We start from the raw sequence: 25,132 nt of genomic DNA on the forward strand, positions 1-25,132 counted from the left end.
GCTCAGGCAGCCTGCTTGGGTGGAAACTTCGGCGCATGCAGCCCCAGCTTCATGGCTTGTTGAACCATGCCCATGATGTCTTCGTGGGCCAGGTCGAACAGCCGCTTGAGGTTTGGCAGCACGAAGTACAGCGGCTGCAGGATGTCGATGCGGTACGGGGTGCGCATGGCTTCGATCGGGTCGAAAGCCTGGTGCTCCGGCTCGCCTGACAGACTGTAGACGGTCTCCTTGGGCGAGGAGAGGATGCCACCGCCGTAGATCTTGCGACCTTGCGGGGTTTCCATCAGGCCGAATTCGATGGTCATCCAGTACAGCCGCGCCAGGTACACGCGTTGCTCCTTGGTCGCGGCCAGGCCCAGCTTGCCGTAGGTGTGGGTGAATTCGGCGAACCAAGGGTTGGTCAGCAGCGGGCAGTGGCCGAAGATCTCGTGGAAGATGTCCGGTTCCTGCAGGTAGTCCAGTTCTTCTGGTGTACGGATGAAGGTGGCGACCGGGAAGCGTTTGCTGGCCAGCAATTCGAAGAAGGTCTGGAAGGGGATCAGTGCCGGTACCCGGGCAACCTGCCAGCCGGTGGTGGCGCCCAGCACCTTGTTGATCTCGCCCAGTTGCGGGATACGGTCATGGGGCAGCTTGAGCTGGTCGATGCCGTCCAGGTACTCCTGGCACGCGCGGCCTTCGATGACCTTAAGCTGGCGGGTGATCAGCGTGTTCCACACCGCATGCTCTTGCTGCGGGTAGTCGATAAAACCATGCGCATCGGGCTCGCGTGCCACGTATTGCGTCTGTTTCATGTGGCTCTCCTGGTGAGGGCATTCTTGTTATGTCCACGACATACACCAGAAATATCCCGCATCCGTATGATTTGCACGGGGTTGGCAGGTAGCGCAGCGGGCCCGCCGATCTTCATTTCGTAACGATTATTTTACAAAGTAGGCAGCATGCCGGAAAATTCGGCACATCGCGCTGATGAAAGCTTCAATTTTGTCAGCTTATCTTTACGAATTTTCCAGGCGAGGTTGAAATACTTCGCCGCTTCGAGAGCAATCATGCGTATCAAAGTGCATTGCCAGAACCGCATCGGCATCCTCCGCGACATCCTCAACCTGCTGGTGGAATACGGTATCAACGTGCTGCGCGGCGAGGTGGGAGGGGACCATGGCAATGCCATCTACCTGCACTGCCCGAATCTCATCAACTTGCAGTTCCAGGCATTGCGGCCCAAGTTCGAGTCGATCGCCGGGGTGTTCGGGGTCAAGCGTGTCGGTCTGATGCCCAGCGAGCGGCGGCACATGGAGCTCAATGCACTGCTGGGTGCCCTGGACTTCCCGGTGCTGTCGGTGGACATGGGCGGCAGTATCGTCGCCGCCAACCGCACCGCTGCGCAGTTGCTCGGCGTGCGCGTCGACGAAGTGCCAGGTATGCCATTGGCGCGCTATGTGGAGGATTTCGATCTGCCGGAGCTGGTCCGGGCCAACAAGTCACGGATCAATGGCCTGCGCATCAAGGTCAAGGGTGATGTGTTCCTGGCTGACATCGCACCGTTGCAGTCCGAGCACGATGACAGTGAGGCCCTGGCGGGTGCGGTACTTACCCTGCATCGCGCCGATCGCATTGGCGAGCGCATCTATAACGTGCGCAAGCAGGAGCTGCGGGGCTTCGACAGCATCTTCCAGAGTTCACGGGTCATGGCTGCAGTCGTGCGTGAGGCGCGGCGCATGGCGCCACTGGATGCACCGCTGCTGATCGAAGGCGAAACCGGTACGGGCAAGGAGCTGCTGGCCCGTGCTTGCCACCTGGCCAGCCCGCGCGGGCAGGCACCGCTGATGGCGCTCAACTGTGCCGGGCTGCCGGAATCCATGGCCGAGACCGAGCTGTTCGGTTACGGCCCTGGGGCATTCGAGGGCGCACGCGCCGAAGGCAAGCTAGGGCTGCTGGAGCTGACCGCCGGCGGCACGTTGTTCCTCGACGGGGTCGGCGAGATGAGCCCGCGCCTGCAGGTGAAACTGCTGCGTTTTCTGCAGGACGGCTGCTTTCGTCGAGTCGGTAGCGATGAAGAGGTGTACCTCGATGTTCGAGTGATCTGCGCCACTCAGGTGGACCTGTCCGAGCTGTGCGCCCGCGGCGAGTTTCGCCAGGACCTGTACCACCGCCTCAACGTGCTGTCGCTGCATATTCCGCCGCTGCGTGAGTGCATGGACGGGCTCGAAGGGTTGGTGCAGCACTTTCTCGACCAGGCCAGCCGGCAAATCGGCTGCGCCATGCCGCGCCTGGCACCGGCGGCGATGGACAAACTGGCGCAATATCATTGGCCGGGCAATGTGCGGCAACTGGAAAACGTATTGTTCCAGGCGGTATCGCTCTGTGAAGGCGGGGTGGTTAAAAGCGAGCACATCCGTTTGCCGGATTATGGCGTGCGGCAACCTTTGGGCGAATTTTCCCTGGACGGGGATCTTTCACAGATTGTCGGACGATTTGAAAAGGCGGTGTTGGAAAGTTTGATGGGTGAATACCCAAGTAGCCGTGCGTTGGGCAAAAGATTGGGTGTTTCGCACACGACCATTGCCAATAAGTTGCGGGACTATTCCCTTGGCAAGTCGGGTGAGTAAAGTTACAGCCTGTTAGCTGAGAGTTTCAAAATACTCTGTGGGAGCGGGCTTGTCCCGCGAAAGGGTCGGCCAGGGCAATAAAGGTGTATGGCCAGGGCTTCGCCCTGGTTCGCGGGGCAAGCCCGCTCCCACAGGGCGCAACCTGCTAGATTGCAAGCCTCAGCCGTTGGAGCAACCGTTCCCCATCACGCGGTATTCAAGAATGTGCTTCTGGCCCTGGGAGTCCTCGTAGGTCATCCGAGCGGGCACGACTTCGCAGACATTTGGCACTTCGCTCATGGAAATGACGCGAGCGATGTCCAGGTGCTGCGAGTAACTGTACTGTTCAACCGGAATCTGCTCGACATCATTTGCCTCGCCGGCGATTGCCGCGCTGCAAAGACCGCCAAGTACCAATACCAGTAAAGCTTTCATCTTCAATTTACCTGTCTAAGGTCGTGAGGGGGCACGCGGCGCTTGTGACGCCGCGAGTACAGCCAAGTTTTAACTTTCGGGATTAGAGAGGGATTAACGTGTGCCTTCGTGGGGGCTGTTGCCGGTAGTTAATCGCCTTGCCGTTGCTGGCGAGGTGAATCTTATGCCTCGGCAACTAAGGGAAACAGATAGTGTTTTGATAAAGTTTTTTTGCCTTTTGACAGAATCTGTAACAATCCCCGGCAAGCTCCTCCTCATTTTTACCTCGCCGGGCCGCCGGCCGCGGGCTAGAGCTGTCCCCCCCAAACCCCGAAGATTTTTCCCGTCGCGCTACTACCATCGTCGAATGGCTTTTGCCGCTCTGGTACAGTTACAAACGATTCCATACAAAAACAATTACACCGAGGTAACACAGATGAGTGCGGCTCCACTGTATCCCGTTCGTCCCGAGGTTGCGGCCACTACCCTGACCGACGAGGCCACCTACAAGGCCATGTACCAGCAATCGGTGATCAACCCGGACGGCTTCTGGCGCGAGCAGGCCCAGCGTCTCGACTGGATCAAGCCATTCACCAAGGTCAAGCAGACTTCCTTCGACGATCACCATGTCGATATCAAGTGGTTTGCCGATGGCACTCTGAACGTTTCCTCCAACTGCCTGGACCGCCACCTCGAAACCCGCGGCGACCAGCTGGCAATCATCTGGGAGGGCGACGACCCCTCAGAGCACCGCAACATCACCTACCGCGAACTCCACGAGCAGGTCTGCAAATTTGCAAACGCCCTGCGCGGCCAGGATGTGCACCGTGGTGACGTGGTCACCATCTACATGCCGATGATCCCGGAAGCGGTGGTAGCCATGCTGGCCTGTGCCCGCATCGGTGCCATTCACTCGGTGGTCTTCGGCGGCTTCTCGCCGGAAGCGCTGGCCGGACGCATCATCGACTGCCGCTCCAAGGTGGTGATCACCGCCGACGAAGGTGTGCGCGGTGGCCGTCGTACCCCGCTCAAGGCCAACGTCGACCTGGCGCTGACCAACCCTGAAACCAACAGCGTGCAAAAGATCATCGTGTGCAAGCGCACTGGCGGCGACATCGCCTGGCACCAGCACCGTGACATCTGGTACGAAGACCTGATGAAAGTCGCGTCCAGCCACTGCGCGCCGAAAGAGATGGGCGCCGAGGAAGCACTGTTCATCCTTTATACCTCCGGTTCCACCGGCAAGCCCAAGGGCGTGCTGCACACCACTGGCGGTTACCTGGTGTACGCCGCGCTGACTCATGAGCGGGTGTTCGACTACCGCCCGGGCGAAGTCTACTGGTGCACCGCCGACGTCGGCTGGGTGACCGGCCACAGCTACATCGTCTACGGCCCGCTGGCCAACGGCGCGACCACGTTGCTGTTCGAAGGCGTGCCGAACTACCCGGACATCACCCGGGTGTCGAAGATCGTCGACAAGCACAAGGTCAACATCCTCTACACGGCCCCGACCGCCATCCGCGCGATGATGGCCGAGGGCGAGGCCGCCGTGGCCGGTGCTGATGGTTCCAGCCTGCGGTTGCTTGGATCGGTGGGCGAGCCGATCAACCCCGAAGCCTGGAACTGGTACTACAAGACCGTGGGCAAGGAGCGCTGCCCGATCGTCGACACCTGGTGGCAGACCGAGACCGGCGGCGTGCTGATCAGCCCGCTGCCGGGTGCCACGGCCCTCAAGCCAGGCTCGGCGACCCGTCCGTTCTTCGGTGTGGTGCCAGCCCTGGTGGACAACCTGGGCAACTTGATCGAGGGCGCTGCCGAAGGCAACCTGGTGATTCTCGATTCCTGGCCAGGTCAGTCGCGTTCGCTGTACGGCGACCATGACCGCTTCGTCGATACCTACTTCAAGACCTTCCGCGGCATGTACTTCACCGGTGACGGTGCTCGCCGCGACGAGGATGGCTACTACTGGATCACCGGCCGCGTGGATGACGTGCTCAACGTGTCCGGCCACCGCATGGGCACCGCCGAAATCGAAAGTGCCATGGTCGCCCACGCCAAAGTGGCCGAGGCGGCAGTGGTGGGCGTGCCGCACGACATCAAGGGGCAGGGCATCTATGTCTATGTCACCCTCAATGCTGGGGTGGAGCCGAGCGAGCAGTTGCGCCTGGAGCTGAAGAACTGGGTGCGCAAGGAGATCGGTCCGATCGCCTCGCCGGATGTGATCCAGTGGGCGCCGGGTCTGCCGAAAACCCGCTCGGGCAAGATCATGCGGCGGATTCTGCGCAAGATCGCCACGGGGGAATACGGTGCGCTGGGTGATATTTCGACCCTGGCCGACCCGGGGGTGGTGCAGCACCTGATCGACACGCACAAGGCGATGAGCCTGGCGACTGCTTGAGGCTTTTGGGGCTGCAAAGCAGCCCCTCTCTAAACAAAGAAAACCCCGTCCAGGCAACCGGCGGGGTTTTTGCTTTACTGTTACCCGACATTCATCGGTAACTCTTCTGTCACCGGCTTCGCACGAAAACGAGGCGCAGGGAAACATTTCATGCCCCATTTCGATGCGTTCATGTGGGTGTTTTGTGCGACGCAGCACGCTGCACTTGCCGTAGCACAAGGGTTTGCCAATAATAGGCCCAGTAATTGCTAGTCCTATGGGTTCTATTTCTTGCGCTCTTGCATATCTTGCAATGGCTGTCAACATCGCCCGCAGCGGTTTCAGGCGCTTCTGTAAGTAGTTGTCGCTTTGAAGAAATATCGACTACCGGGCTGTCGTTAAAATGCCACTCACTCGCTCGTGGTCTGCGACCTTGGTCGAACCCTGCGCGGCTCGCGTTGTACCCATTCGCATATCGGGCAGTTGTTACCCTGCCTTGTAATGCCCCGTACCGATGGAGTTACCTGATGAAGAAGCTCGCACTGCTTGGCGCCCTGGCGCTTTCCGTGTTTTCCCTGGTGTCGCAGGCCGATGATGTAAAGCCGTTGAAGATCGGTATCGAAGCCGCCTACCCACCCTTCGCCTTCAAGCAGCCCGACGGCAGCATCGCCGGTTTCGACTACGACATCGGCAACGCCCTGTGTGAAGAAATGAAAGCCAAGTGCACCTGGGTCGAGCAGGAATTCGACGGCCTGATCCCGGCGCTGAAAGTGCGCAAGATCGACGCCATCCTGTCGTCCATGTCGATCACCGAAGACCGCAAGAAGTCGGTCGACTTCACCAAGCGCTATTACCTGACCCCGGCGCGCCTGGTCATGAAGGAAGGCAGCACCGTCAGCGAAAGCCTGGATGAGCTGAAGGGCAAGAAGATCGGTGTGCAGCGCGGCTCGATCCATGACCGTTTCGCCAAGGAAGTACTGGCGCCCAAAGGTGCCACCGTCGTGCCTTACGGTACCCAGAACGAAATCTACCTGGACGTCGCCGCCGGCCGCCTGGACGGCACCGTGGCCGATGCCACCCTGCTCGAAGATGGCTTCCTGAAGACCGACGCCGGCAAGGGCTTCGCCTTCGTGGGTCCATCGTTCACCGACGTGAAGTACTTTGGTGATGGCGTGGGCATCGCTGTGCGCAAAGGTGACAAGGCCAACGCCGACCGCATCAACGCGGCCATCGACGCCATCCGTGCCAACGGCAAGTACAAGCAAATTGAAGCCAAGTACTTCAACTTTGACATCTACGGTCCAGACTCGAAGTAAGACGTCGAGTTTCACCTGTTCAATGGTGCAAACAGCAGAGGCTCTGAGGTTTGCACCATTTTTCATTCTCTAGGTCGAGGACCTCATCATGTTGAAAGGCTACGGGGCAGTCATCCTCGACGGGGCGTGGCTGACGCTGCAGCTCGCCCTGTCGTCGATGGCCCTGGCCATCGTGCTCGGCCTGATTGGCGTGGCATTGCGCTTGTCGCCTGTGCGCTGGCTGGCCTGGTTGGGCGATATGTATGCCACGGTGATCCGTGGTATTCCGGATTTGGTATTGATCCTGCTGATCTTCTACGGCGGGCAGGACATCATCAACCGCTTGGCGCCGCTGGTCGGCTATGACGATTACGTCGACCTCAATCCGCTGGTCGCGGGTATCGGTACGCTGGGCTTCATCTTTGGTGCCTACCTGTCGGAAACCTTCCGCGGTGCATTCCTCGGTATTCCCAAGGGCCAGGCCGAAGCCGGCGTGGCCTATGGCATGAGCAACCGCCAGGTGTTCTTCCGCGTCCTGGTGCCGCAAATGATCCGTCTGGCGATCCCGGGCTTCACCAACAACTGGCTGGTGTTGACCAAGGCCACGGCGCTGATCTCGGTAGTCGGCCTGCAGGACATGATGTTCAAGGCCAAACAGGCGGCGGACGCCACGCGCGAACCCTTCACCTTCTTCCTGGCGGTGGCGGCACTGTACCTGGTGATCACCAGCGTCTCGCTGCTGGCCCTGAAGTATCTCGAACGGCGCTACTCGGTGGGAGTCAAGGTGGCTGAACTATGATCTTCGACTACAACGTCATCTGGGAGGCCATGCCGCTGTACATTGGCGGCCTGTTCACCACCCTCAAGCTGCTGGCGCTGTCGCTGCTGTTCGGCCTGCTGGCGGCTGTGCCGCTGGGGCTGATGCGCGTGTCCAAGCATCCGCTGGTGAACATCAGCGCCTGGCTGTACACCTACGTCATCCGCGGCACGCCGATGCTGGTGCAGCTGTTCCTGATCTACTACGGTCTGGCCCAGTTCGAGGCGGTGCGCGAGAGTATCTTCTGGCCATGGCTGTCCAGCGCGACCTTCTGTGCGTGCCTGGCCTTCGCCGTCAACACCAGCGCCTACACCGCCGAGATCATCGCCGGCAGCCTCAAGGCTACGCCCCATGGCGAGATCGAGGCGGCCAAGGCCATGGGCATGTCACGCATGAAAATGTACCGCCGCATCCTGCTGCCTTCGGCCTTGCGTCGGGCGTTGCCGCAGTACAGCAACGAAGTGATCATGATGCTGCAGACCACCAGCCTGGCGTCGATCGTGACCCTGATCGACATCACCGGTGCGGCGCGCACGGTCAATGCCCAGTACTACCTGCCTTTCGAGGCCTACATCACGGCGGGCGTGTTCTACCTGTGCCTGACCTTCATCCTGGTGCGCCTGTTCAAGCTGGCCGAACGCCGTTGGCTCGGCTACCTGGCGCCGCGCAAGCACTGAACGCTCTGTGAGAACCGACAGCATGTACAAACTCGAAGTCCAAGACCTGCACAAGCGCTATGGCAGCCATGAGGTGCTCAAGGGCGTCTCCCTGGCGGCCAAGGCAGGCGATGTGATCAGCATCATCGGCTCCAGCGGTTCGGGCAAGTCGACCTTCCTGCGCTGCATCAACCTGCTCGAGCAGCCGCACGCGGGCAAGATCCTGCTCAACAACGAAGAGCTGAAGATGGTCGCCGGCAAGGATGGCGCGCTCAAGGCGGCCGACCCGCGCCAGCTGCAGCGCATGCGTTCGCGCCTGTCGATGGTGTTCCAGCACTTCAACCTGTGGTCGCACATGACCGCGCTCGAGAACATCATCGAAGCCCCGGTGCATGTGCTCGGCGTGAGCAAGAAGGAAGCCCTGGAGAAGGCCGAACACTACCTGGCCAAGGTCGGTGTCGCGCACCGCAAGGACGCCTTCCCCGGGCACATGTCCGGTGGCGAGCAGCAGCGCGTGGCGATTGCCCGGGCCCTGGCCATGGAGCCCGAGGTGATGCTGTTCGACGAGCCGACCTCGGCGCTCGACCCGGAGCTGGTGGGTGATGTGCTCAAGGTCATGCAGGCCCTGGCCCAGGAAGGCCGCACCATGGTGGTGGTGACCCACGAGATGGGCTTTGCCCGCGAAGTGTCCAACCAGCTGGTGTTCCTGCACAAAGGCCTGGTCGAAGAAACCGGTTGCCCACGCGAAGTGCTGGCCAATCCGCAATCCGAGCGGCTCAAGCAGTTTCTCTCGGGCAGCTTGAAGTAAAGGCTGCATCTTTGCACCAGAATAGGGCATGCTGCGCAGCGAGCGCGGCTTGCCCCCGGCGCCACAGACGCGAACGACCTCAGGTTTCGGACCTTACCCTATGACCACCCAGCGAATCGGTTTTCTCATCTGGCCTTGCACCAAGCCATTGACCTTGGCGCTGGCGGAAGAGGTATTGCAGGTGGCCCAGCGGGTGCATCCGGATGTGGCCTACGAACTGGTCTTCCTTCAGGCCGAGCCTGCTCAAGAAGGTGCCTGGCGCCTTCCAGGCGAGCCCTGGACTGGCCGCCTGGAAGGGTGCCACAAGCTGTTTCTGCTGGCCGATGAGCTGCCACAGTCCGTGGGTTCGACGCTGTCGACGGCGCTCAAGCAAGTGGCGCGCAGCGGCTGCATGATTGGCGGCTTGTCTGCCGGCGTATACCCGCTGGCCATGCTGGGCCTGCTCGATGGCTACCGTGCCGCCGTGCACTGGCGTTGGCAGGACGACTTTGCCGAGCGCTTCCCCAAGGTCATTGCCACCAGCCACCTGTTCGACTGGGACCGCGATCGCCTCACCGCCTGTGGCGGCATGGCGGTTACCGACCTGCTGTTGGCGGTGCTGGCCCGCGACCACGGCGCGGAGCTGGCGGGTGCGGTGTCCGAGGAGCTGGTAGTCGAGCGCATTCGCGAGGGCGGCGAGCGCCAGCGTATTCCCCTGCAGAATCGGCTGGGTTCGAGCCACCCGAAGCTGACCCAGGCGGTGCTGTTGATGGAAGCCAACATCGAAGAGCCGCTGACCACCGACGAAATCGCCCAGCATGTGTGCGTTTCGCGGCGCCAGCTTGAGCGGATCTTCAAGCAGTACCTCAATCGCGTGCCAAGCCAGTATTACCTGGAGCTGCGCCTGAACAAGGCACGGCAGATGCTGATGCAGACCAGCAAGTCGATCATCCAGATTGGCTTGTCTTGCGGATTCTCCTCGGGGCCGCATTTCTCCAGTGCCTATCGCAACTTCTTTGGCGCCACACCGCGCGAAGACCGCAACCAGCGGCGTAGCAGCAGCCCGTTCGAGCTGAGCTCGGCGCCTGCGGAGAAGGGCTGAAACTTCGGCTGTCCAGTCGGGCCCTATCGCCGGCAAGCCGGCTCCCACAATGATCGCGGTGCCGCAGGTTCCTGTGGGAGCCGGCTTGCCGGCGACAGGGCCGGTACAGCCACCGTCCTTTCTTATGTGAACACCCGTTCACCCAGCCCCCCGCTGCCGTTACACTGCGCGATTGCGACAGTGTTTGTCGCATTGCCGAAAGCCTGGCTAAAACTGGGTTTTGCGCTGTAACAAGTTGTCGCTTGGCCGCAAGGACAGGCGCGGATCAGTCCTTACAATCCCCCCATCGCTCGCCATTTTCAGGCCAGCGTTCCTCTTCAGGAGACTCAGATGTCCGTTGAGCAAGCCCCGGTGCAACGTGCCGATTTCGACCAGGTCATGGTTCCCAACTATTCTCCGGCGGCCTTCATTCCTGTGCGAGGCGAGGGCTCCCGCGTGTGGGACCAGTCGGGGCGTGAGCTCATCGACTTTGCCGGCGGCATCGCGGTGAACGCCCTGGGCCACTGCCACCCGGCGCTGGTCAAGGCCCTGACCGAACAGGCCAATACCCTCTGGCACGTATCCAACGTCTTCACCAACGAGCCGGCCCTGCGTCTGGCGCACAAGCTGGTCGACGCCACCTTTGCCGAGCGTGCCTTCTTCTGCAACTCCGGCGCCGAATCCAACGAGGCCGCCTTCAAGCTGGCCCGTCGCGTGGCCCATGACCGCTTCGGCCCGGACAAGCACGAAATCATCGCTACCGTGAACAGCTTCCACGGCCGCACCCTGTTCACCGTCAGCGTCGGTGGCCAACCGAAGTACTCCGACGGTTTCGGCCCGAAGATCACCGGTATCAGCCATGTGCCGTACAACGACCTGGAAGCGCTGAAAGCGCAGATTTCCGACAAGACCTGCGCCGTGGTGATCGAGCCAATCCAGGGCGAGAGCGGCGTGGTGCCGGCCGACAAGGCCTACCTGGAAGGCGCGCGCAAGCTGTGTGACGAACACAATGCACTGCTGATCTTCGACGAAGTGCAGACCGGCGTCGGCCGTACCGGCTCGCTGTATGCCTACCAGCACTATGGCGTGACCCCGGACATCCTCACCAGCGCCAAGAGCCTGGGCGGTGGTTTCCCGATCGGTGCCATGCTCACCACCAGTGAAATCGCCAAGCACCTGGCCGTCGGCACCCACGGCACCACCTATGGTGGCAACCCGCTGGGCTGCGCCGTGGCTTGCGCCGTACTGGACGTGATCAACACCCCAGAGACCCTGGCCGGTATCAAGGCCAAGCACGAACGCTTCAAGACCCGCCTGGAGAAGATCGGCCAGCAGACCGGCCTGTTCACCCAGGTACGCGGTGTCGGCCTGCTGATTGGTTGTGTACTGAGCGATGCCTGGAAGGGCAAGGCCAAGGACATCCTCAACGCCGCCGAAAAAGAAGGTGTGATGGTGCTGCAGGCAGGCCCGGACGTGGTGCGCTTCGCACCGAGCCTGGTGGTCGAAGACGCCGACATCGATGAAGGCCTGGACCGCTTCGAGCGTGCCGTGGGCAACCTGATCAAGGGCTGATTCGCCTGCGATCCTCGCCGGCGCCTGGTGGCGCCGGCGAACCCCGATTTCCACAGCGGGTGCGTGCTTGCAGGCGCTCGCCGTTTTTTCGCGCCGTCGTGCACGGCCAGTTTTTCCAAAGGAGTGACACCATGCTGGTGATGCGCCCCGCGCAAATGGCTGATCTGAACGAAGTGCAGCGCATGGCTGCGGACAGCCCCGTTGGTGTCACCTCGCTGCCGGACGACGCTGCCCGTCTGGGCGACAAGATCGCCGCCTCGGAAACATCGTTCGCTGCCGAAGTCAGCTTCAACGGCGAGGAGAGCTACTTCTTCGTGCTCGAGGACAGCGCCACCGGCAAACTCGCCGGTTGCTCGGCCATCGTCGCCTCGGCCGGCTATTCCGAGCCGTTCTACAGCTTCCGTAACGAAACCTTCGTGCACGCCTCGCGCGAGCTGAAGATCCATAACAAGATCCACGTCCTGTCGCTGTGCCACGACCTCACCGGCAACAGCCTGCTGACCAGCTTCTACGTGCTGCCAGAGTTGGTCGACAGCGGCTGGGCCGAGCTCAACTCGCGCGGACGCCTGCTGTTCATGGCTTCGCACCCGGAGCGCTTTGCCGAGTCGGTGGTCACCGAGATCGTCGGCTACAGCGACGAGCAGGGCGAGTCGCCATTCTGGGACGCCATTGGCCGCAACTTCTTCGACCTCAACTACGCCCACGCCGAGCGCCTGTGCGGCCTGAAGAGCCGCACTTTCCTCGCCGAGCTGATGCCGCACTACCCGATCTACGTGCCACTGTTGCCCGATGCCGCGCAGGAGGCCATGGGCCAGGTCCATCCGCGCGCGCAGATCACCTTCGACATTCTCATGCGCGAAGGTTTCGAGACCGAGCACTACATCGACATCTTCGATGGCGGGCCGACTTTGCACGCACGGGCTTCGGGTATTCGCTCGATCGCCCAGAGCCGAGTGGTGCCGGTCAAGCTTGAAGAGGCGCCGGCCAAGGGCGGGCGTCAGTACCTGGTGTGCAACGGCCAGCTGCAGGACTACCGCGCGGTGCTGCTGGAGCTGGACTGGGCGCCGGGCAAGCCGGTCGGCCTGAGCGCCGAAGCGGCCGATGCGCTGGGTGTGGGCGAGGGCGCCAGCGTGCGCCTGGTCGCGGTCTGAAGCCTGGGAACAGAGTTTTGCGGCAGCGCTCGCTGCCGCACAAGGAGATAGCATGATCGTTCGTCCTGTACGCAGCAGCGATTTACCCGCGCTGATCGAATTGGCTCGCAGCACCGGCACCACCGGGCTGACCACCTTGCCGGCCAACGAGGAACGCCTCGGGCATCGCGTCGGCTGGGCCGAGAAGAGCTTCCGTGGCGAAGCCGAGCGTGGCGACACCGACTACCTGTTCGTGATGGAGAACGACGAAGGCCTGGTGGTCGGTATCAGTGCCATCGCCGGCGCTGTCGGCCTGCGCGAGCCTTGGTACAACTACCGGGTCGGCCTGACGGTCAGCGCTTCCCAGGAGCTGGGCATCTACCGCGAGATTCCGACCCTGTTCCTGGCCAACGACCTCACCGGCAACTCCGAGCTGTGCTCGCTGTTCCTGCGCGGCGATCATCGTTCCGGCCTCAATGGCCGTCTGCTGTCGCGGGCGCGCATGCTGTTCATTGCCGAGTTCCCTGAACTGTTCGGCAACAAGATCATCGCCGAGATGCGCGGCATGTCCGACGAACATGGGCACTCGCCGTTCTGGGAAAGCCTCGGTCGGCACTTCTTCAAGATGGAGTTCAGCCAGGCCGACTACCTCACCGGCGTGGGCAACAAGTCGTTCATTGCCGAGCTGATGCCCAAGTTCCCGTTGTACACCTGCTTCCTCTCGGAGGCGGCGCGCAGTGTCATCGGCCGTGTGCACACCGACACCGAGCCTGCGCTGGCCATGCTCAAGCAGGAAGGCTTCAGCTACCAGGGGTACGTCGACATCTTCGACGCCGGCCCTGCCATCGAATGCGAAACCTCGAAGATTCGCGCCGTGCGTGAGAGCCAGACCCTGGTGCTGGCCGTCGGCACGCCAGGCGATGACGCTACCCCTTACATCATCCATAACCGCAAGCGCGACGACTGCCGCATCACCGCCGCGCCCGCGCGCCTGGCCGCCGGCACCCTGGTGGTCGACCCGTTGACTGCCAAGCGCCTGCGCATGGGCGCAGGCGACAACGTGCGCGCCGTGCCGCTGTCGGCAAACGGGAGGCCCAGTAAATGACCACGCATTACATTGCCGGCACTTGGCAGGCCGGCCAGGGCGAACCCCTGCAGTCACTCAACCCGGTCACCCAAGCCGTCATCTGGCAAGGGCAGGGCGCCGCTGCCAATCAGGTCGAGGCCGCCGTGCAGGCGGCTCGCCAGGCCTTCCCGGCCTGGGCGCAGTTGAGCCTGGAAGCGCGTATCGACGTGCTGGAAAAGTTCGCCGAACAGCTCAAGCAACACGCCGAAGCGTTGGCCCATTGCATTGGTGAGGAAACCGGCAAGCCACTGTGGGAGTCGGCTACCGAAGTCGCCAGCATGGTCAACAAGGTGGCGATCTCGGTGCAGAGCTATCGCGAGCGCACGGGTGAAAAAAGCGGCCCGCTGGCCGATGCCACGGCGGTGTTGCGCCACAAGCCTCATGGTGTGGTGGCCGTATTCGGCCCCTACAACTTCCCCGGCCATCTTCCCAACGGCCATATCGTGCCCGCGCTGCTGGCGGGTAACTGCGTGGTGTTCAAACCCAGCGAAATGACCCCAAAGGTCGCCGAGCTGACCGTCAATTGCTGGATCGCCGCCGGCCTGCCGGCCGGTGTGCTGAACCTGGTTCAGGGCGCCCGCGAAACCGGCGTGGCACTGGCTGCCAATCCCGGTATCGATGGGTTGTTCTTCACCGGCTCCAGCCGTACCGGCAACCTGTTGCACCAGCAGTTCGCCGGACGCCCGGACAAAATTCTGGCCCTGGAAATGGGCGGCAACAATCCGCTGGTGGTCGATGAGGTCAAAGACCTCGACGCCGCGGTGTACACCATCATCCAGTCGGCTTTCATCTCCGCTGGCCAGCGCTGCACCTGCGCCCGGCGGCTGCTGGTACCCGACGGTGCCTGGGGTGATGCGCTGATCGCGCGACTGGTCGAGGTGAGCAAAAGCCTCACTGTCGGTGCATTCGATCAGCAGCCTGCACCATTCATGGGAGCGGTGATCTCGCTGCAGGCCGCGCAGGCGTTGGTGGCGGCCCAGACCGAACTGCTCGACAAGGGCGCAGTGGCGTTGTTGCCGCTGACCCAGCCGCAGGCGAATGCTGCGCTGCTGACCCCCGGCATCCTCGATGTCACTGGCGTGGCCGAGCGCCGCGATGAAGAGTTCTTCGGCCCGCTGTTGCAGGTGATCCGCTACGCCGACTTCGACGCCGCCATCGACGAAGCCAACAACACCCAGTACGGCCTGGCCGCTGGCCTGCTGTCCGATTCCCGTGCCCGCTACCAGTACTTCTGGCTGCGCAGCCGCGCCGGCATCGTCAACTGGAACAAGCAACTGACCGGTGCCGCCAGCAGCGCGCCGTTCGGTGGCGTGGGCGCCAGCGGCAATCATCGGGCAAGTGCCTACTACGCGGCCGATTACTGCGCTTACCCCGTGGCTTCGCTGGAGACCGCCAGCCTTGCCTTGCCGGCGTCCCTGACGCCGGGCGTCACCCTATAACAACAGGTCACGGAGCCTTGCCGATGAAATCCTATGAAGTGAATTTTGATGGCCTGGTGGGGCCTACCCACAACTACGGCGGCCTGTCCTACGGTAACGTGGCTTCGCAGAGCAACAGCCAGCAGGCCTCCAACCCGCGTGAAGCGGCGCGTCAGGGCTTGGCGAAGATGAAAGCGCTGGCCGACATGGGCTTCCAGCAGGGCGTGCTGGCACCCCAGGAGCGCCCGGACGTGGCTGCGCTGCGCCGCTTGGGCTTTGGTGGAAGCGATGCCGAAGTGATCCAGCGTGCGGCCAAGGAGGCCATGCCCCTGCTGGTCGCCAGCTGCTCGGCGTCGAGCATGTGGGTGGCCAATGCGGCCACCGTCAGCCCCAGCGCCGACACCGCCGATGGCCGCGTGCATTTCACTGCCGCCAACCTCAACTGCAAGTACCACCGCAGCATCGAGCACCCGACCACCAGTCGCGTGCTGGCGGCCATGTTCAACGACGACAAGCACTTTGCCCATCACCCGGCACTGCCGGCCGTGGCGCAGTTCGGCGACGAGGGCGCCGCCAACCACACGCGCTTCTGCCGCCGCTATGGCGAGGCGGGCGTCGAGTTCTTCGTCTATGGCCGCAGCGCCTTCGACAGCCGCTACCCCGCGCCACAGAAATACCCGGCACGCCAGACCCTGGAAGCCTCCCAGGCCGTAGCGCGGCTGCATGGCCTGAGCGACGACGGTGTGGTCTACGCTCAACAGAATCCGGCGGTGATCGACCAGGGTGTGTTCCATAACGATGTGATTGCGGTGGGCAACGGCGAGGTGCTGTTCTACCACGAAGATGCCTTCCTCGAGACCGACGCGGTGCTTGGCCAACTACAAGCTAAACTGGCCAGCAAGGGCGGCCGTTTCCAGGCCGTCCGCGTGCCACGCGCGGCAGTGACGGTAGAGGATGCAGTGCGTTCCTACCTGTTCAACAGCCAGCTGCTCAGCCGCGATGACGGCTCCATGCTGCTGGTGGTCCCGGAAGAGTGCCGCAACAACGAGCGGGTCTGGACGTACCTGAACCAGTTGACCGCCCAGGGGGGCGCAGTACAGGAGGTCAAGGTATTCGACCTCAAGCAGAGCATGCAGAACGGCGGTGGCCCGGCTTGCCTGCGCTTGCGCGTGGCTTTGAAGGAATCGGAACTGGCAGCGGTCAATCCAGGCGTTATCATGACCGCCCCGTTGTACGACACGCTGCTGCAGTGGGTCGACAAGCACTACCGCGACCGCCTTGGCGAAGCGGACCTTGCTGATCCGCAGTTGCTGGTGGAGTGCCGTACCGCGCTGGATGAGTTGACCCAGATCCTGAAGTTGGGTTCGGTCTATCCGTTCCAACGCCAACCTTGAAGAGAGAACCTGTAATGACCGACGCCATGCGCCTGATCCTCGAAGACACCGACGGCACCCAGCTGGAAACCTCCTGCACCCGCTTTGCCGTGGTCTGGCAAGGCAAGGAAGTGTGGATTCAGCAGGATGGCCGCGGCCAGCTGCTGATCGGCGTGGACGTCGAGGAAGACGCCGCCGAGTACGCCAACCTGCTGCTGCGCCCAATGGCCACCAACCTGGTCAGCCTGCAGCTGGAAATGGAACCGGCGGAGGTCGAGGAAGGCGACGATCACGTCCATGGCCCCGATTGCGGCCACCACCACTAAGGAAGTGCCTATGCTTGCCCTTGGCAAACTGCTTGAGCTGACCCTGACCGATCACGAGCCGGCCGAGAAGACCCAAGTGACACCCAAGGGCGTGCGTTTGCGCTGGCTGGGCGAGGGCGCACTGGAAGTGCGCCCTCCGGAAGGCGAGGATTGCGGGCTGGACCTGCTGCTCTCGGCCGGTATCCATGGTAACGAGACAGCGCCGATCGAACTGCTCGAACGGCTGCTGCACGGTGTGGCAAACGGCAAGATCAAGCCGCGTGCGCGGCTTCTGTTTCTGTTCGGCAACCCGGTGGCGATCCGCAAGGGCGAGCGCTTCATCGAGCAGGACATCAACCGCCTGTTCAACGGCCGCCATGAGCTGTCCAGTGGTTTCGAGGCATTGAGGGCGGCGGAGCTGGAACAGTTCGCCCGGGTGTTCTTCAGCAAGCCTGAGCGCACCCGCCTGCATTACGACCTGCATACCGCGATTCGTGGTTCGAAGATCGAGCAGTTCGCCCTGTACCCCTATAAAGAGGGGCGCAAGCATTCTCGCCGCGAGCTGGCTCGCCTGGCGGCGGCCGGCATGGAGGCGGTGCTGCTGCAGAGCAAGTCGTCGATCACCTTCAGTGCCTTCACCTATGAACAGCTCGATGCCGAGGCGTTTACCCTGGAGCTGGGCAAGGCGCGACCGTTCGGGCAGAACGAGCAGGTCAACCTCGACAAGCTCGAAGAGCGGCTGATCCGCATCATCGAGGACACCGAGCCCGAGATCGATGAATCGCTGGAGGGGCTGAAGCTGTTCAGTGTCGCCCGCGAGATCATCAAGCACAGTGACAGCTTCCACCTGCACCTGCCGGCGGATATCGAGAACTTCTCCGAGCTGAGCAAGGGCTACCTGCTGGCCGAGGACCTGGCGGAAATGCGCTGGGTGGTCGAGGAGGAGGGGGCGCGGATCATCTTCCCCAATCCCCGGGTCAAGAATGGGCTGCGCGCCGGGATTCTCATCGTGCCGGACTCGGGCCAGCGGCTGGGTTGATTTCTGGGGCCCTATCGCCGGCAAGCCGGCTCCCACAGGTACAGCACCGCCCTCAGGCTCTGCACTCTCCCTGTGGGAGCCGGCTTGCCGGCGATAGGGCCCGAACAGGCACAATTGGATCCCAATCCACCCCTTGAGCGAACTGAATTCACCGTCTGTTCCATTTTCCCTTCCCTTGGGCGGTAATTGGCTTGCCAGCGGCAAAAGCCAGCATTTAGCATCCGGTAATGTCTTTTTCGTTTGCATGAGCTGAAAAGCCATCCGTTCGACGCTTTCTATCGCATAAACACACTGCACCGAGACTGCAGGACCGATATAATGCGGCCCTTTGCCGTCGTTTCGTCGACGCGTTTGCCCCAAGGGCCGCCGTTTCCGTGGAAGAACCTATGAAAAGCGCAGAAATCCGTGAAGCCTTCCTTCGCTTCTTCGAAGAGCAGGGACACACCCGAGTCGCCTCCAGTTCGCTGATCCCGAACAACGACCCGACCCTGCTGTTCACCAACGCAGGCATGAACCAGTTCAAGGACTGCTTCCTCGGTGCAGAGAAGCGTGCCTACACGCGCGCCGTCAGCAGCCAGAAATGCGTGCGCGCCGGCGGCAAGCACAACGACCTGGAAAACGTCGGTTACACCGCGCGTCACCACACCTTCTTCGAAATGCTGGGCAACTTCAGCTTCGGCGACTATTTCAAGCGCGATGCGATCACCTTCGCCTGGAACTTCCTGACCTCCGACCAGTGGCTGAACCTGCCCAAGGAAAAGCTCTGGGTCACCGTCTACGCCAGCGACGACGAAGCCTACGACATCTGGACCAAGGAAGTCGGCGTGCCGGCCGAGCGCATGGTGCGCATCGGTGACAACAAAGGCGCCCCGTACGCCTCCGACAACTTCTGGACCATGGGCGACACCGGCCCGTGCGGCCCGTGCACCGAAATCTTCTACGACCACGGCGCCGACATCTGGGGCGGCCCACCCGGCTCGCCGGAAGAAGACGGCGACCGCTACATCGAGATCTGGAACAACGTCTTCATGCAGTTCAACCGCACGGCCGATGGCGTGCTGCACCCGCTGCCAGCGCCGTCGGTGGACACCGGCATGGGCCTGGAGCGCATCAGTGCGGTGATGCAGCACGTGCACTCGAACTACGAGATCGACCTGTTCCAGAACCTGCTGACTGCCGCGGCCAAGGCCATCGGTTGCAGCAACGACGGCCAGGCTTCGCTGAAAGTAGTCGCCGACCATATCCGTTCCTGCGGCTTCCTGATCGCCGACGGCGTGCTGCCGTCCAACGAAGGCCGTGGCTACGTGCTGCGTCGCATCATTCGTCGCGCCTGCCGTCACGGCAACAAGCTCGGCGCCAAGGGCAGCTTCTTCTATCAGATCGTCGCGGCCCTGGCAGCCGAAATGGGCGAGGCCTTCCCTGAGCTGAAGGGCCAGCAGGCGCACATCGAGCGCGTGCTCAAGGCCGAAGAAGAGCAGTTCGCCAAGACCCTGGAGCAGGGCCTGCGCATCCTCGAGCAGGACCTGGCGCAGCTGCAAGGCGACGTGGTGCCGGGCGACGTGGTGTTCAAGCTGTACGACACCTACGGGTTCCCGATGGACCTGACCGCCGACATCGCCCGCGAGCGCGAGCTGACCATCGACGAAGCCGGCTTCGAGCGCGAGATGGACGCCCAGCGTGAGCGTGCCCGTTCCGCCAGCGCCTTCGGCATGGACTACAACAGCCTGGTCAAGGTCGACACCGCGACCGACTTCCTTGGCTACGACGCCACCGAAGGCCAGGGCAAGGTCATCGCCTTGTACAAGGATGGTCAGTCGGTCGACCAACTGGGTGAAGGCGAGCAGGGCGTCGTGGTCCTCGATCGCACCCCGTTCTACGCCGAGTCCGGTGGTCAGGTCGGTGACACCGGCTACCTGCAGTCCGGTGCCGTGCGTTTCGACGTGCGCGACACCACCAAGACCGGCGGTGCCTTCCTGCACCACGGCGTGGTCGCCAGCGGCGCACTGGTCATTGGCGCGCCCGTTGAAGCCAAGGTCGATGCCGAGGTGCAGCACGCCACTTCGCTGAACCACTCCGCCACCCACCTGCTGCACGAAGCGCTGCGTCAGGTGCTGGGCGATCACGTGCAGCAGAAGGGCTCGTTGGTCGATAGCCAGCGCCTGCGCTTCGACTTCAGCCACTTCGAAGCGGTGACGCCTGCGCAGATCAAGGCCCTGGAAGACATCGTCAACCGCGAAGTGCGCAAGAACACCCCGGTCGAAACCGAACTGACCGATATCGAAACCGCCAAGCGCAAGGGCGCCATGGCCCTGTTCGGCGAGAAGTACGGTGACACCGTGCGCGTGCTGAGCATGGGTGGCGATTTCTCCGTCGAGCTGTGCGGCGGTATCCACGCCAAGCGCACCGGCGATATCAGCCTGTTCAAGATCATCAGCGAAGGTGGCGTGGCCTCGGGCGTGCGCCGCATCGAAGCGGTTACCGGTGCCGCCGCGCTGGCCTACCTGAACGCTGCCGAAGAGCAGGTCAAGGAAGCCGCGCAGCTGGTCAAGGGCAATCGTGACAACCTGATCGACAAGCTGTCGGCGGTGCTCGAGCGCAACCGTCAGCTGGAGAAGCAGCTGGAACAGCTGCAGGCCAAGGCCGCCAGCGCCGCCGGGGATGATCTCTCCAACGCGGCTGTTGAGGTCAAGGGTGCCAAGGTGCTTGCCGCCCGCCTGGATGGGCAGGATGGCAAGGCACTGCTGGCCCTCGTCGATCAGCTGAAGAACAAGCTCGGCCACGCAGTGATCCTGCTGGGCAGTGAGCATGAGGGCAAGGTCGTGCTGGTGGCCGGCGTGACCAAAGACCTCTCCAGCCAACTCAAGGCTGGCGACCTGATGAAACAAGCCGCGGCAAAAGTGGGTGGCAAGGGCGGTGGCCGTCCGGACATGGCCCAGGGTGGTGGCGTCGACGTCGCTGCGCTGGACCAGGCCCTGGCGCTGGCTGTGCCGTTCGCTGAGCAGGGACTTTGAGATGAGGGGGCGGCGGTCTAGTCGTCGCCCCTTCATGTTGGATGGTTTTTTTGGGGCCCTGTATGGGCTGAGGCACCATTGAAATGGCGTTGATCGTACAGAAATTTGGCGGTACCTCTGTCGGTTCCATCGAGCGGATCGAGCAGGTTGCCGACAAGGTCAAGAAACACCGTGAGGCGGGCGACGACCTGGTGGTTGTGCTGTCGGCCATGAGCGGAGAAACCAATCGCCTGATCGACCTGGCCAAGCAGATTACCGACCAGCCGGTTCCACGTGAGCTGGACGTGATCGTGTCCACCGGCGAGCAGGTCACCATTGCCTTGCTGGCCATGGCCTTGATCAAGCGTGGCGTGCCGGCGGTGTCCTACACCGGCAACCAGGTGCGCATTCTCACCGACAGCTCGCACAACAAGGCGCGCATCCTGCAGATCGACGACCAGAAAATTCGCGCCGACCTGAAGGCCGGGCGCGTGGTGGTGGTCGCAGGTTTCCAGGGCGTCGACGAGCACGGCAGCATCACCACCCTCGGTCGTGGTGGCTCCGACACCACCGGTGTGGCCCTGGCGGCCGCGCTCAAGGCTGACGAGTGCCAGATCTATACCGACGTCGATGGCGTCTACACCACCGACCCGCGTGTCGTGCCGCAGGCGCGCCGCCTGGAGAAGATCACCTTCGAAGAGATGCTGGAAATGGCCAGCCTCGGTTCCAAGGTGCTGCAGATCCGTTCGGTGGAGTTCGCCGGCAAGTACAACGTTCCGCTGCGCGTGCTGCACAGCTTCAAGGAGGGTCCGGGTACCCTCATTACCATTGATGAAGAGGAATCCATGGAACAGCCGATCATTTCCGGTATCGCCTTCAACCGTGATGAAGCCAAGCTGACCATTCGTGGCGTGCCGGACACCCCGGGCGTCGCTTTCAAGATCCTCGGCCCGATCAGCGCTTCGAACATCGAAGTGGACATGATCGTGCAGAACGTTTCGCACGATAACACCACCGACTTCACCTTCACCGTACACCGCAACGAGTACGAGAAGGCCCACACCGTGCTGGAAAACACTGCACGTGAAATCGGTGCCCGCGAAGTGGTCGGCGACATCAAGATCGCCAAGGTGTCGATCGTCGGCGTTGGCATGCGCTCCCACGCAGGTGTTGCCAGCCGCATGTTCGAAGCCCTGGCCAAGGAGAGCATCAATATCCAGATGATCTCCACTTCCGAGATCAAGGTTTCGGTAGTGATCGAAGAGAAGTACCTGGAGCTGGCCGTTCGCGCGCTGCACACCGCGTTCGAGCTCGATGCGCCTGCCCGACAGGGTGAGTAAGGCTTTGCCTGAAGGGCGCGGCTAAGCCGCGCCCTTCGCGTTTCTGCTCGCCACGCAGGCCCTGTCCTGTCGGCGTGGCGATCATCCAGGCCTTGTGCGGTTGTCCGCGGCCATGGCCTGGCATTCCCAGACTGTTATCCCTGAATTGTTTTGCGTAAGGAGAAAGCTATGTTGATTCTGACTCGTCGGTGCGCCGAGAGCCTGATCATTGGAGACGGCGAGATCACCGTGACGGTGCTCGGTGTAAAAGGCAACCAGGTGCGTATTGGCGTCAGCGCGCCCAAGGAAGTGGCCGTTCACCGCGAGGAAATCTACCTGCGGATCAAGAAAGAGAAGGATGAAGAGCCAAGCCTTTAATTTTTTTGAAGTTTTTTAAAAAAAAGGGTTGCAAACGAGGAAGAGCCTGTTTAATATTCGCCTCGTGTTGCGGTGAGGTGGCCGAGTGGCCGAAGGCGCTCCCCTGCTAAGGGAGTATACCTCATAAGGGTATCGGGGGTTCGAATCCCCCCTTCACCGCCATTATTCGCTTAGGGCGCTGTAATCGGTAAGAACGCTAAGTCGTTGAAATTAAACGAAAAAAGTTCTTGCTAAAATGATTTAGCGACCTATAATGCGCGGCAAGACACGGACTCATAGCTCAGCTGGATAGAGTACTCGGCTACGAACCGAGCGGTCGGAGGTTCGAATCCTCCTGAGTCCGCCACTTTTGAAGTGGCTTTGCTTAAGAAGCTGCTTCAAACCAACCAGTGGTAACCTGGTCTAAAACTACCAACTACGGACTCATAGCTCAGCTGGATAGAGTACTCGGCTACGAACCGAGCGGTCGGAGGTTCGAATCCTCCTGAGTCCGCCACTTTTGAAGTGGCTCTGCTTGCAAAGGCACTTCAACAAGCCAGTGGTAATCTGGTCTAAAACTACCAACCACGGACTCATAGCTCAGCTGGATAGAGTACTCGGCTACGAACCGAGCGGTCGCAGGTTCGAATCCTGCTGAGTCCGCCATACATCAAGAAGCCCGCTCATTTGAGCGGGCTTTTTGTTTTCTGTTTTCACCGCTTTGTCGGTGATGCCTGACTAGACTGCAAAGAAACCGGTCCGACATTCTTTTGTGCGGCGGATGTGTTCTTTGTTCCGCGCCCGCCGTCGCACTGATGGCTTCGAGCGTTGTCCTAGCTTTATCGCGCAAACGATTGTTCTGGCCAAAATTTTAAGCGATCTGACAGCTTAGGCAGTGTATGATTGCGCCCGTCAGCCCCGCCGGGGCTTGTGGAATACCACCATGGACTTACCCAGTAGTTACTCCTTAACAAGCTACATACAGATTGATCTGACCGATTGATTCTCCCGGCGTGCTCCGCTGCTGGGAGTGGAGTTCGCCTATGACCGAAGTAGAAGTAAAGAAAGCGCAAGAGAGCCTGCAGGATCGCCTGGCCCAGGTGGTCGAACTGCTGCAGCGCCAGCGCGTGGTAGAGGACCTGACCCACCGTCAGGAAGGTCATCACCATGACCTGGTGGAAAACCTCGTCCACCGCCAGAATCTGGTCGAGCTGCAACGCAAGCTCGACGACCTGCACCCTGCAGACATCGCCTACATCCTCGAAGCCTTGCCCCTGGAAGACCGCTTGACGGTCTGGCAGCTGGTGCGCTCGGATCGTGACGGCGACATTCTCCTTGAAGTATCCGACGCCGTTCGCCAATCGCTGATCGCCGACATGGACGATCACGAAATCCTCGCTGCGGCGAAGGAAATGGACGCCGACGAACTGGCCGACCTGGCGCCTGAGCTGCCACGCGATGTGGTTCACGAGCTCATGGAGAGCCTCGACGCCCAGCAGCGTGAGCGTGTTCGCTCGGCGTTGAGCTACGACGAGGAGCAGGTGGGTGCGCTGATGGACTTCGAGATGGTCACCATCCGCGAAGACGTCAGCCTGGAAGTGGTGTTGCGCTACCTGCGCCGCCTGAAAGAGCTGCCCAACCATACCGACAAACTGTTCGTGGTCGACTATGACGGCATTCTCAAGGGTGTGTTGCCGATCAAGCGTCTGCTGGTCAACGACCCGGAGAAGAAGGTAGCGGAGGTCATGGCGACTGACCCTGTGTCCTTCCACCCCGAGGAAGATGCCTACGACGCTGCCCAGGCCTTCGAGCGTTACGACCTGGTCTCGGCGCCGGTGGTGGACAAGAGCGATCGCCTGATCGGTCGTCTGACCATCGACGAGATGGTCGACCTGATCCGTGAGGAAAGCGAGAGCGAAGTCCTCAACATGGCCGGTCTGCGCGAAGAGGAAGATATCTTCGCCTCGGTCTGGCGTTCGCTGCGCAACCGTTGGGCCTGGCTTGCCATCAACCTGATCACGGCCTTCGTCGCATCGCGGGTGATTGGCCTGTTCGAGGGCTCGATCGAGAAATTGGTGGCACTGGCGGCGCTGATGCCGATCGTTGCAGGAATTGGCGGCAACTCCGGCAACCAGACCATCACCATGATCGTTCGCGCCATGGCGCTGGACCAGGTCTCGCCGGGCAATACCAGCCGCCTGATGCGCAAGGAGCTGGCGGTGTCGCTGCTCAATGGCCTGATCTGGGGCGGTGTGATCGGTGCGGTGGCGTTCTGGTTGTATGGCAGCTGGTCGCTGGGCCTGGTGATGACGGCTGCGATGACCTTGAACCTGCTGTTGGCAGCATTGATGGGCGTGTTGATCCCGATGACCCTGACGCGGCTAGGGCGCGACCCGGCGATGGGTTCCAGCGTGATGATCACGGCAGTGACCGACAGTGGCGGCTTCTTCATCTTCCTGGGATTGGCAACGGTGTTCCTGCTGTAAGCCAG

Annotated in this window: 20 protein-coding genes and 4 tRNA genes; 22 read left to right on the forward strand and 2 right to left on the reverse strand. The window is 61.8% G+C overall.

All coding sequences use genetic code 11. The annotated features are described in order from the left end of the window. Nucleotides 1–2: 2 nt before the first annotated feature. A complete protein-coding gene (phhA, locus tag ACIPZG_RS03310; protein WP_400641730.1) occupies nt 3–791 on the reverse strand; it encodes a phenylalanine 4-monooxygenase in 789 nt (262 codons plus the stop codon). Between the two features lie 255 nt (nt 792–1,046). Between phhA and ACIPZG_RS03315 the strand changes: the two genes are divergently transcribed. After that, nucleotides 1,047–2,606 carry a sigma-54-dependent transcriptional regulator gene (locus tag ACIPZG_RS03315; protein ID WP_400641732.1) on the forward strand — a complete coding sequence of 520 codons (1,560 nt, stop codon included), beginning with the start codon at nt 1,047–1,049 and terminating at the stop codon, nt 2,604–2,606. A 159-nt stretch (nt 2,607–2,765) separates the two neighbouring features. On the opposite strand, the gene ACIPZG_RS03320 is transcribed toward ACIPZG_RS03315, so the two are convergent. Beyond that, a complete protein-coding gene (locus ACIPZG_RS03320; protein ID WP_008096716.1) occupies nt 2,766–3,020 on the reverse strand; it encodes a DUF2790 domain-containing protein in 255 nt (84 codons plus the stop codon). 415 nt (nt 3,021–3,435) lie between these two features. Here ACIPZG_RS03320 and acs point away from each other — a divergent pair, with 415 nt between their 5' ends. From acs to mgtE, 21 genes are all read left to right on the forward strand, one after another. Beyond that, nucleotides 3,436–5,397: an acetate--CoA ligase gene (gene acs, locus ACIPZG_RS03325; RefSeq protein WP_400710164.1), complete on the forward strand. Its 1,962-nt coding sequence runs from the start codon at nt 3,436–3,438 to the stop codon at nt 5,395–5,397. Nucleotides 5,398–5,903: 506 nt separating this feature from the next. After that, nucleotides 5,904–6,692 carry an ABC transporter substrate-binding protein gene (locus ACIPZG_RS03330; RefSeq protein WP_400710167.1) on the forward strand — a complete coding sequence of 263 codons (789 nt, stop codon included), beginning with the start codon at nt 5,904–5,906 and terminating at the stop codon, nt 6,690–6,692. A gap of 88 nt (nt 6,693–6,780) precedes the next feature. Beyond that, nucleotides 6,781–7,470, forward strand: a complete 690-nt coding sequence (locus ACIPZG_RS03335; protein ID WP_400641737.1) for an ABC transporter permease — start codon at nt 6,781–6,783, stop codon at nt 7,468–7,470. Continuing rightward, complete coding sequence (locus tag ACIPZG_RS03340) at nt 7,467–8,165, forward strand: ABC transporter permease (RefSeq protein ID WP_400641738.1); 699 nt, start codon at nt 7,467–7,469, stop codon at nt 8,163–8,165. The genes ACIPZG_RS03335 and ACIPZG_RS03340 overlap by 4 nt, the downstream gene beginning before the upstream one ends. 22 nt (nt 8,166–8,187) lie before the next feature. Further along, nucleotides 8,188–8,952 (forward strand): ABC transporter ATP-binding protein, encoded by a 765-nt coding sequence (locus ACIPZG_RS03345; RefSeq protein ID WP_008096710.1) that lies wholly within the window; start codon nt 8,188–8,190, stop codon nt 8,950–8,952. 100 nt (nt 8,953–9,052) lie between these two features. Then, the gene (gene argR, locus ACIPZG_RS03350) at nt 9,053–10,033 is read left to right on the forward strand and encodes a transcriptional regulator ArgR (RefSeq protein ID WP_400710170.1); all 981 of its coding nucleotides are present in this window, start codon (nt 9,053–9,055) and stop codon (nt 10,031–10,033) included. A 330-nt stretch (nt 10,034–10,363) separates the two neighbouring features. Next, nucleotides 10,364–11,584 carry an aspartate aminotransferase family protein gene (locus tag ACIPZG_RS03355; protein WP_400641740.1) on the forward strand — a complete coding sequence of 407 codons (1,221 nt, stop codon included), beginning with the start codon at nt 10,364–10,366 and terminating at the stop codon, nt 11,582–11,584. Nucleotides 11,585–11,715: 131 nt separating this feature from the next. Next, nucleotides 11,716–12,735 carry an arginine/ornithine succinyltransferase subunit alpha gene (gene aruF, locus ACIPZG_RS03360; RefSeq protein ID WP_400710173.1) on the forward strand — a complete coding sequence of 340 codons (1,020 nt, stop codon included), beginning with the start codon at nt 11,716–11,718 and terminating at the stop codon, nt 12,733–12,735. Nucleotides 12,736–12,787: 52 nt separating this feature from the next. Beyond that, complete coding sequence (gene astA, locus ACIPZG_RS03365) at nt 12,788–13,819, forward strand: arginine N-succinyltransferase (RefSeq protein WP_400710176.1); 1,032 nt, start codon at nt 12,788–12,790, stop codon at nt 13,817–13,819. Next, on the forward strand, nt 13,816–15,279 hold the full coding sequence (astD, locus tag ACIPZG_RS03370; protein WP_400710179.1) for a succinylglutamate-semialdehyde dehydrogenase: 1,464 nt from the start codon (nt 13,816–13,818) through the stop codon (nt 15,277–15,279). Before astA ends, astD begins: the two co-directional genes overlap by 4 nt. Nucleotides 15,280–15,302: 23 nt before the next feature. Further along, nucleotides 15,303–16,652: an N-succinylarginine dihydrolase gene (astB, locus tag ACIPZG_RS03375; protein WP_400710182.1), complete on the forward strand. Its 1,350-nt coding sequence runs from the start codon at nt 15,303–15,305 to the stop codon at nt 16,650–16,652. Nucleotides 16,653–16,666: 14 nt separating this feature from the next. Further along, nucleotides 16,667–16,957, forward strand: coding sequence for a topoisomerase II (locus tag ACIPZG_RS03380; RefSeq protein ID WP_400641743.1), 291 nt, complete (start codon nt 16,667–16,669; stop codon nt 16,955–16,957). Between the two features lie 10 nt (nt 16,958–16,967). After that, nucleotides 16,968–17,975: a succinylglutamate desuccinylase gene (astE, locus tag ACIPZG_RS03385; protein ID WP_400710184.1), complete on the forward strand. Its 1,008-nt coding sequence runs from the start codon at nt 16,968–16,970 to the stop codon at nt 17,973–17,975. Nucleotides 17,976–18,361: 386 nt separating this feature from the next. After that, nucleotides 18,362–20,986, forward strand: a complete 2,625-nt coding sequence (alaS, locus tag ACIPZG_RS03390; RefSeq protein WP_400710186.1) for an alanine--tRNA ligase — start codon at nt 18,362–18,364, stop codon at nt 20,984–20,986. An 83-nt stretch (nt 20,987–21,069) separates the two neighbouring features. Continuing rightward, nucleotides 21,070–22,305, forward strand: coding sequence for an aspartate kinase (locus ACIPZG_RS03395; protein WP_400710189.1), 1,236 nt, complete (start codon nt 21,070–21,072; stop codon nt 22,303–22,305). 168 nt (nt 22,306–22,473) lie between these two features. Further along, nucleotides 22,474–22,662: a carbon storage regulator CsrA gene (gene csrA / locus ACIPZG_RS03400; protein ID WP_003254503.1), complete on the forward strand. Its 189-nt coding sequence runs from the start codon at nt 22,474–22,476 to the stop codon at nt 22,660–22,662. A gap of 71 nt (nt 22,663–22,733) precedes the next feature. Beyond that, nucleotides 22,734–22,824 (forward strand) — tRNA-Ser (locus ACIPZG_RS03405). Between the two features lie 107 nt (nt 22,825–22,931). Next, nucleotides 22,932–23,008 (forward strand) — tRNA-Arg (locus ACIPZG_RS03410). Nucleotides 23,009–23,081: 73 nt separating this feature from the next. Continuing rightward, a tRNA-Arg gene (locus tag ACIPZG_RS03415) sits at nt 23,082–23,158 on the forward strand. Nucleotides 23,159–23,230: 72 nt separating this feature from the next. Further along, nucleotides 23,231–23,307, forward strand: a tRNA-Arg gene (locus tag ACIPZG_RS03420). 377 nt (nt 23,308–23,684) lie between these two features. After that, a complete protein-coding gene (gene mgtE / locus ACIPZG_RS03425; protein ID WP_008098671.1) occupies nt 23,685–25,127 on the forward strand; it encodes a magnesium transporter in 1,443 nt (480 codons plus the stop codon). Nucleotides 25,128–25,132 lie beyond the last annotated feature (5 nt).

The organism is Pseudomonas sp. NPDC089395 (assembly GCF_044749525.1).
GTDB lineage: Bacteria > Pseudomonadota > Gammaproteobacteria > Pseudomonadales > Pseudomonadaceae > Aquipseudomonas.

Excerpts from the sequence above, each read along its gene's own strand:
- astE (WP_400710184.1), top strand. The coding sequence starts at position 16,968 with ATGCTTGCCCTTGGCAAACTGCTTGAGCTGACCCTGACCGATCACGAG.
- astD (WP_400710179.1), top strand. The coding sequence starts at position 13,816 with ATGACCACGCATTACATTGCCGGCACTTGGCAGGCCGGCCAGGGCGAA.
- ACIPZG_RS03335 (WP_400641737.1), top strand. The coding sequence starts at position 6,781 with ATGTTGAAAGGCTACGGGGCAGTCATCCTCGACGGGGCGTGGCTGACG.
- acs (WP_400710164.1), top strand. The coding sequence starts at position 3,436 with ATGAGTGCGGCTCCACTGTATCCCGTTCGTCCCGAGGTTGCGGCCACT.
- astA (WP_400710176.1), top strand. The coding sequence starts at position 12,788 with ATGATCGTTCGTCCTGTACGCAGCAGCGATTTACCCGCGCTGATCGAA.
- aruF (WP_400710173.1), top strand. The coding sequence starts at position 11,716 with ATGCTGGTGATGCGCCCCGCGCAAATGGCTGATCTGAACGAAGTGCAG.
- ACIPZG_RS03320 (WP_008096716.1), bottom strand. The coding sequence starts at position 3,020 with ATGAAAGCTTTACTGGTATTGGTACTTGGCGGTCTTTGCAGCGCGGCA.
- ACIPZG_RS03355 (WP_400641740.1), top strand. The coding sequence starts at position 10,364 with ATGTCCGTTGAGCAAGCCCCGGTGCAACGTGCCGATTTCGACCAGGTC.
- ACIPZG_RS03330 (WP_400710167.1), top strand. The coding sequence starts at position 5,904 with ATGAAGAAGCTCGCACTGCTTGGCGCCCTGGCGCTTTCCGTGTTTTCC.
- ACIPZG_RS03345 (WP_008096710.1), top strand. The coding sequence starts at position 8,188 with ATGTACAAACTCGAAGTCCAAGACCTGCACAAGCGCTATGGCAGCCAT.
- argR (WP_400710170.1), top strand. The coding sequence starts at position 9,053 with ATGACCACCCAGCGAATCGGTTTTCTCATCTGGCCTTGCACCAAGCCA.
- ACIPZG_RS03315 (WP_400641732.1), top strand. The coding sequence starts at position 1,047 with ATGCGTATCAAAGTGCATTGCCAGAACCGCATCGGCATCCTCCGCGAC.
- astB (WP_400710182.1), top strand. The coding sequence starts at position 15,303 with ATGAAATCCTATGAAGTGAATTTTGATGGCCTGGTGGGGCCTACCCAC.
- csrA (WP_003254503.1), top strand. The coding sequence starts at position 22,474 with ATGTTGATTCTGACTCGTCGGTGCGCCGAGAGCCTGATCATTGGAGAC.
- phhA (WP_400641730.1), bottom strand. The coding sequence starts at position 791 with ATGAAACAGACGCAATACGTGGCACGCGAGCCCGATGCGCATGGTTTT.
- ACIPZG_RS03395 (WP_400710189.1), top strand. The coding sequence starts at position 21,070 with ATGGCGTTGATCGTACAGAAATTTGGCGGTACCTCTGTCGGTTCCATC.
- alaS (WP_400710186.1), top strand. The coding sequence starts at position 18,362 with ATGAAAAGCGCAGAAATCCGTGAAGCCTTCCTTCGCTTCTTCGAAGAG.
- mgtE (WP_008098671.1), top strand. The coding sequence starts at position 23,685 with ATGACCGAAGTAGAAGTAAAGAAAGCGCAAGAGAGCCTGCAGGATCGC.
- ACIPZG_RS03380 (WP_400641743.1), top strand. The coding sequence starts at position 16,667 with ATGACCGACGCCATGCGCCTGATCCTCGAAGACACCGACGGCACCCAG.
- ACIPZG_RS03340 (WP_400641738.1), top strand. The coding sequence starts at position 7,467 with ATGATCTTCGACTACAACGTCATCTGGGAGGCCATGCCGCTGTACATT.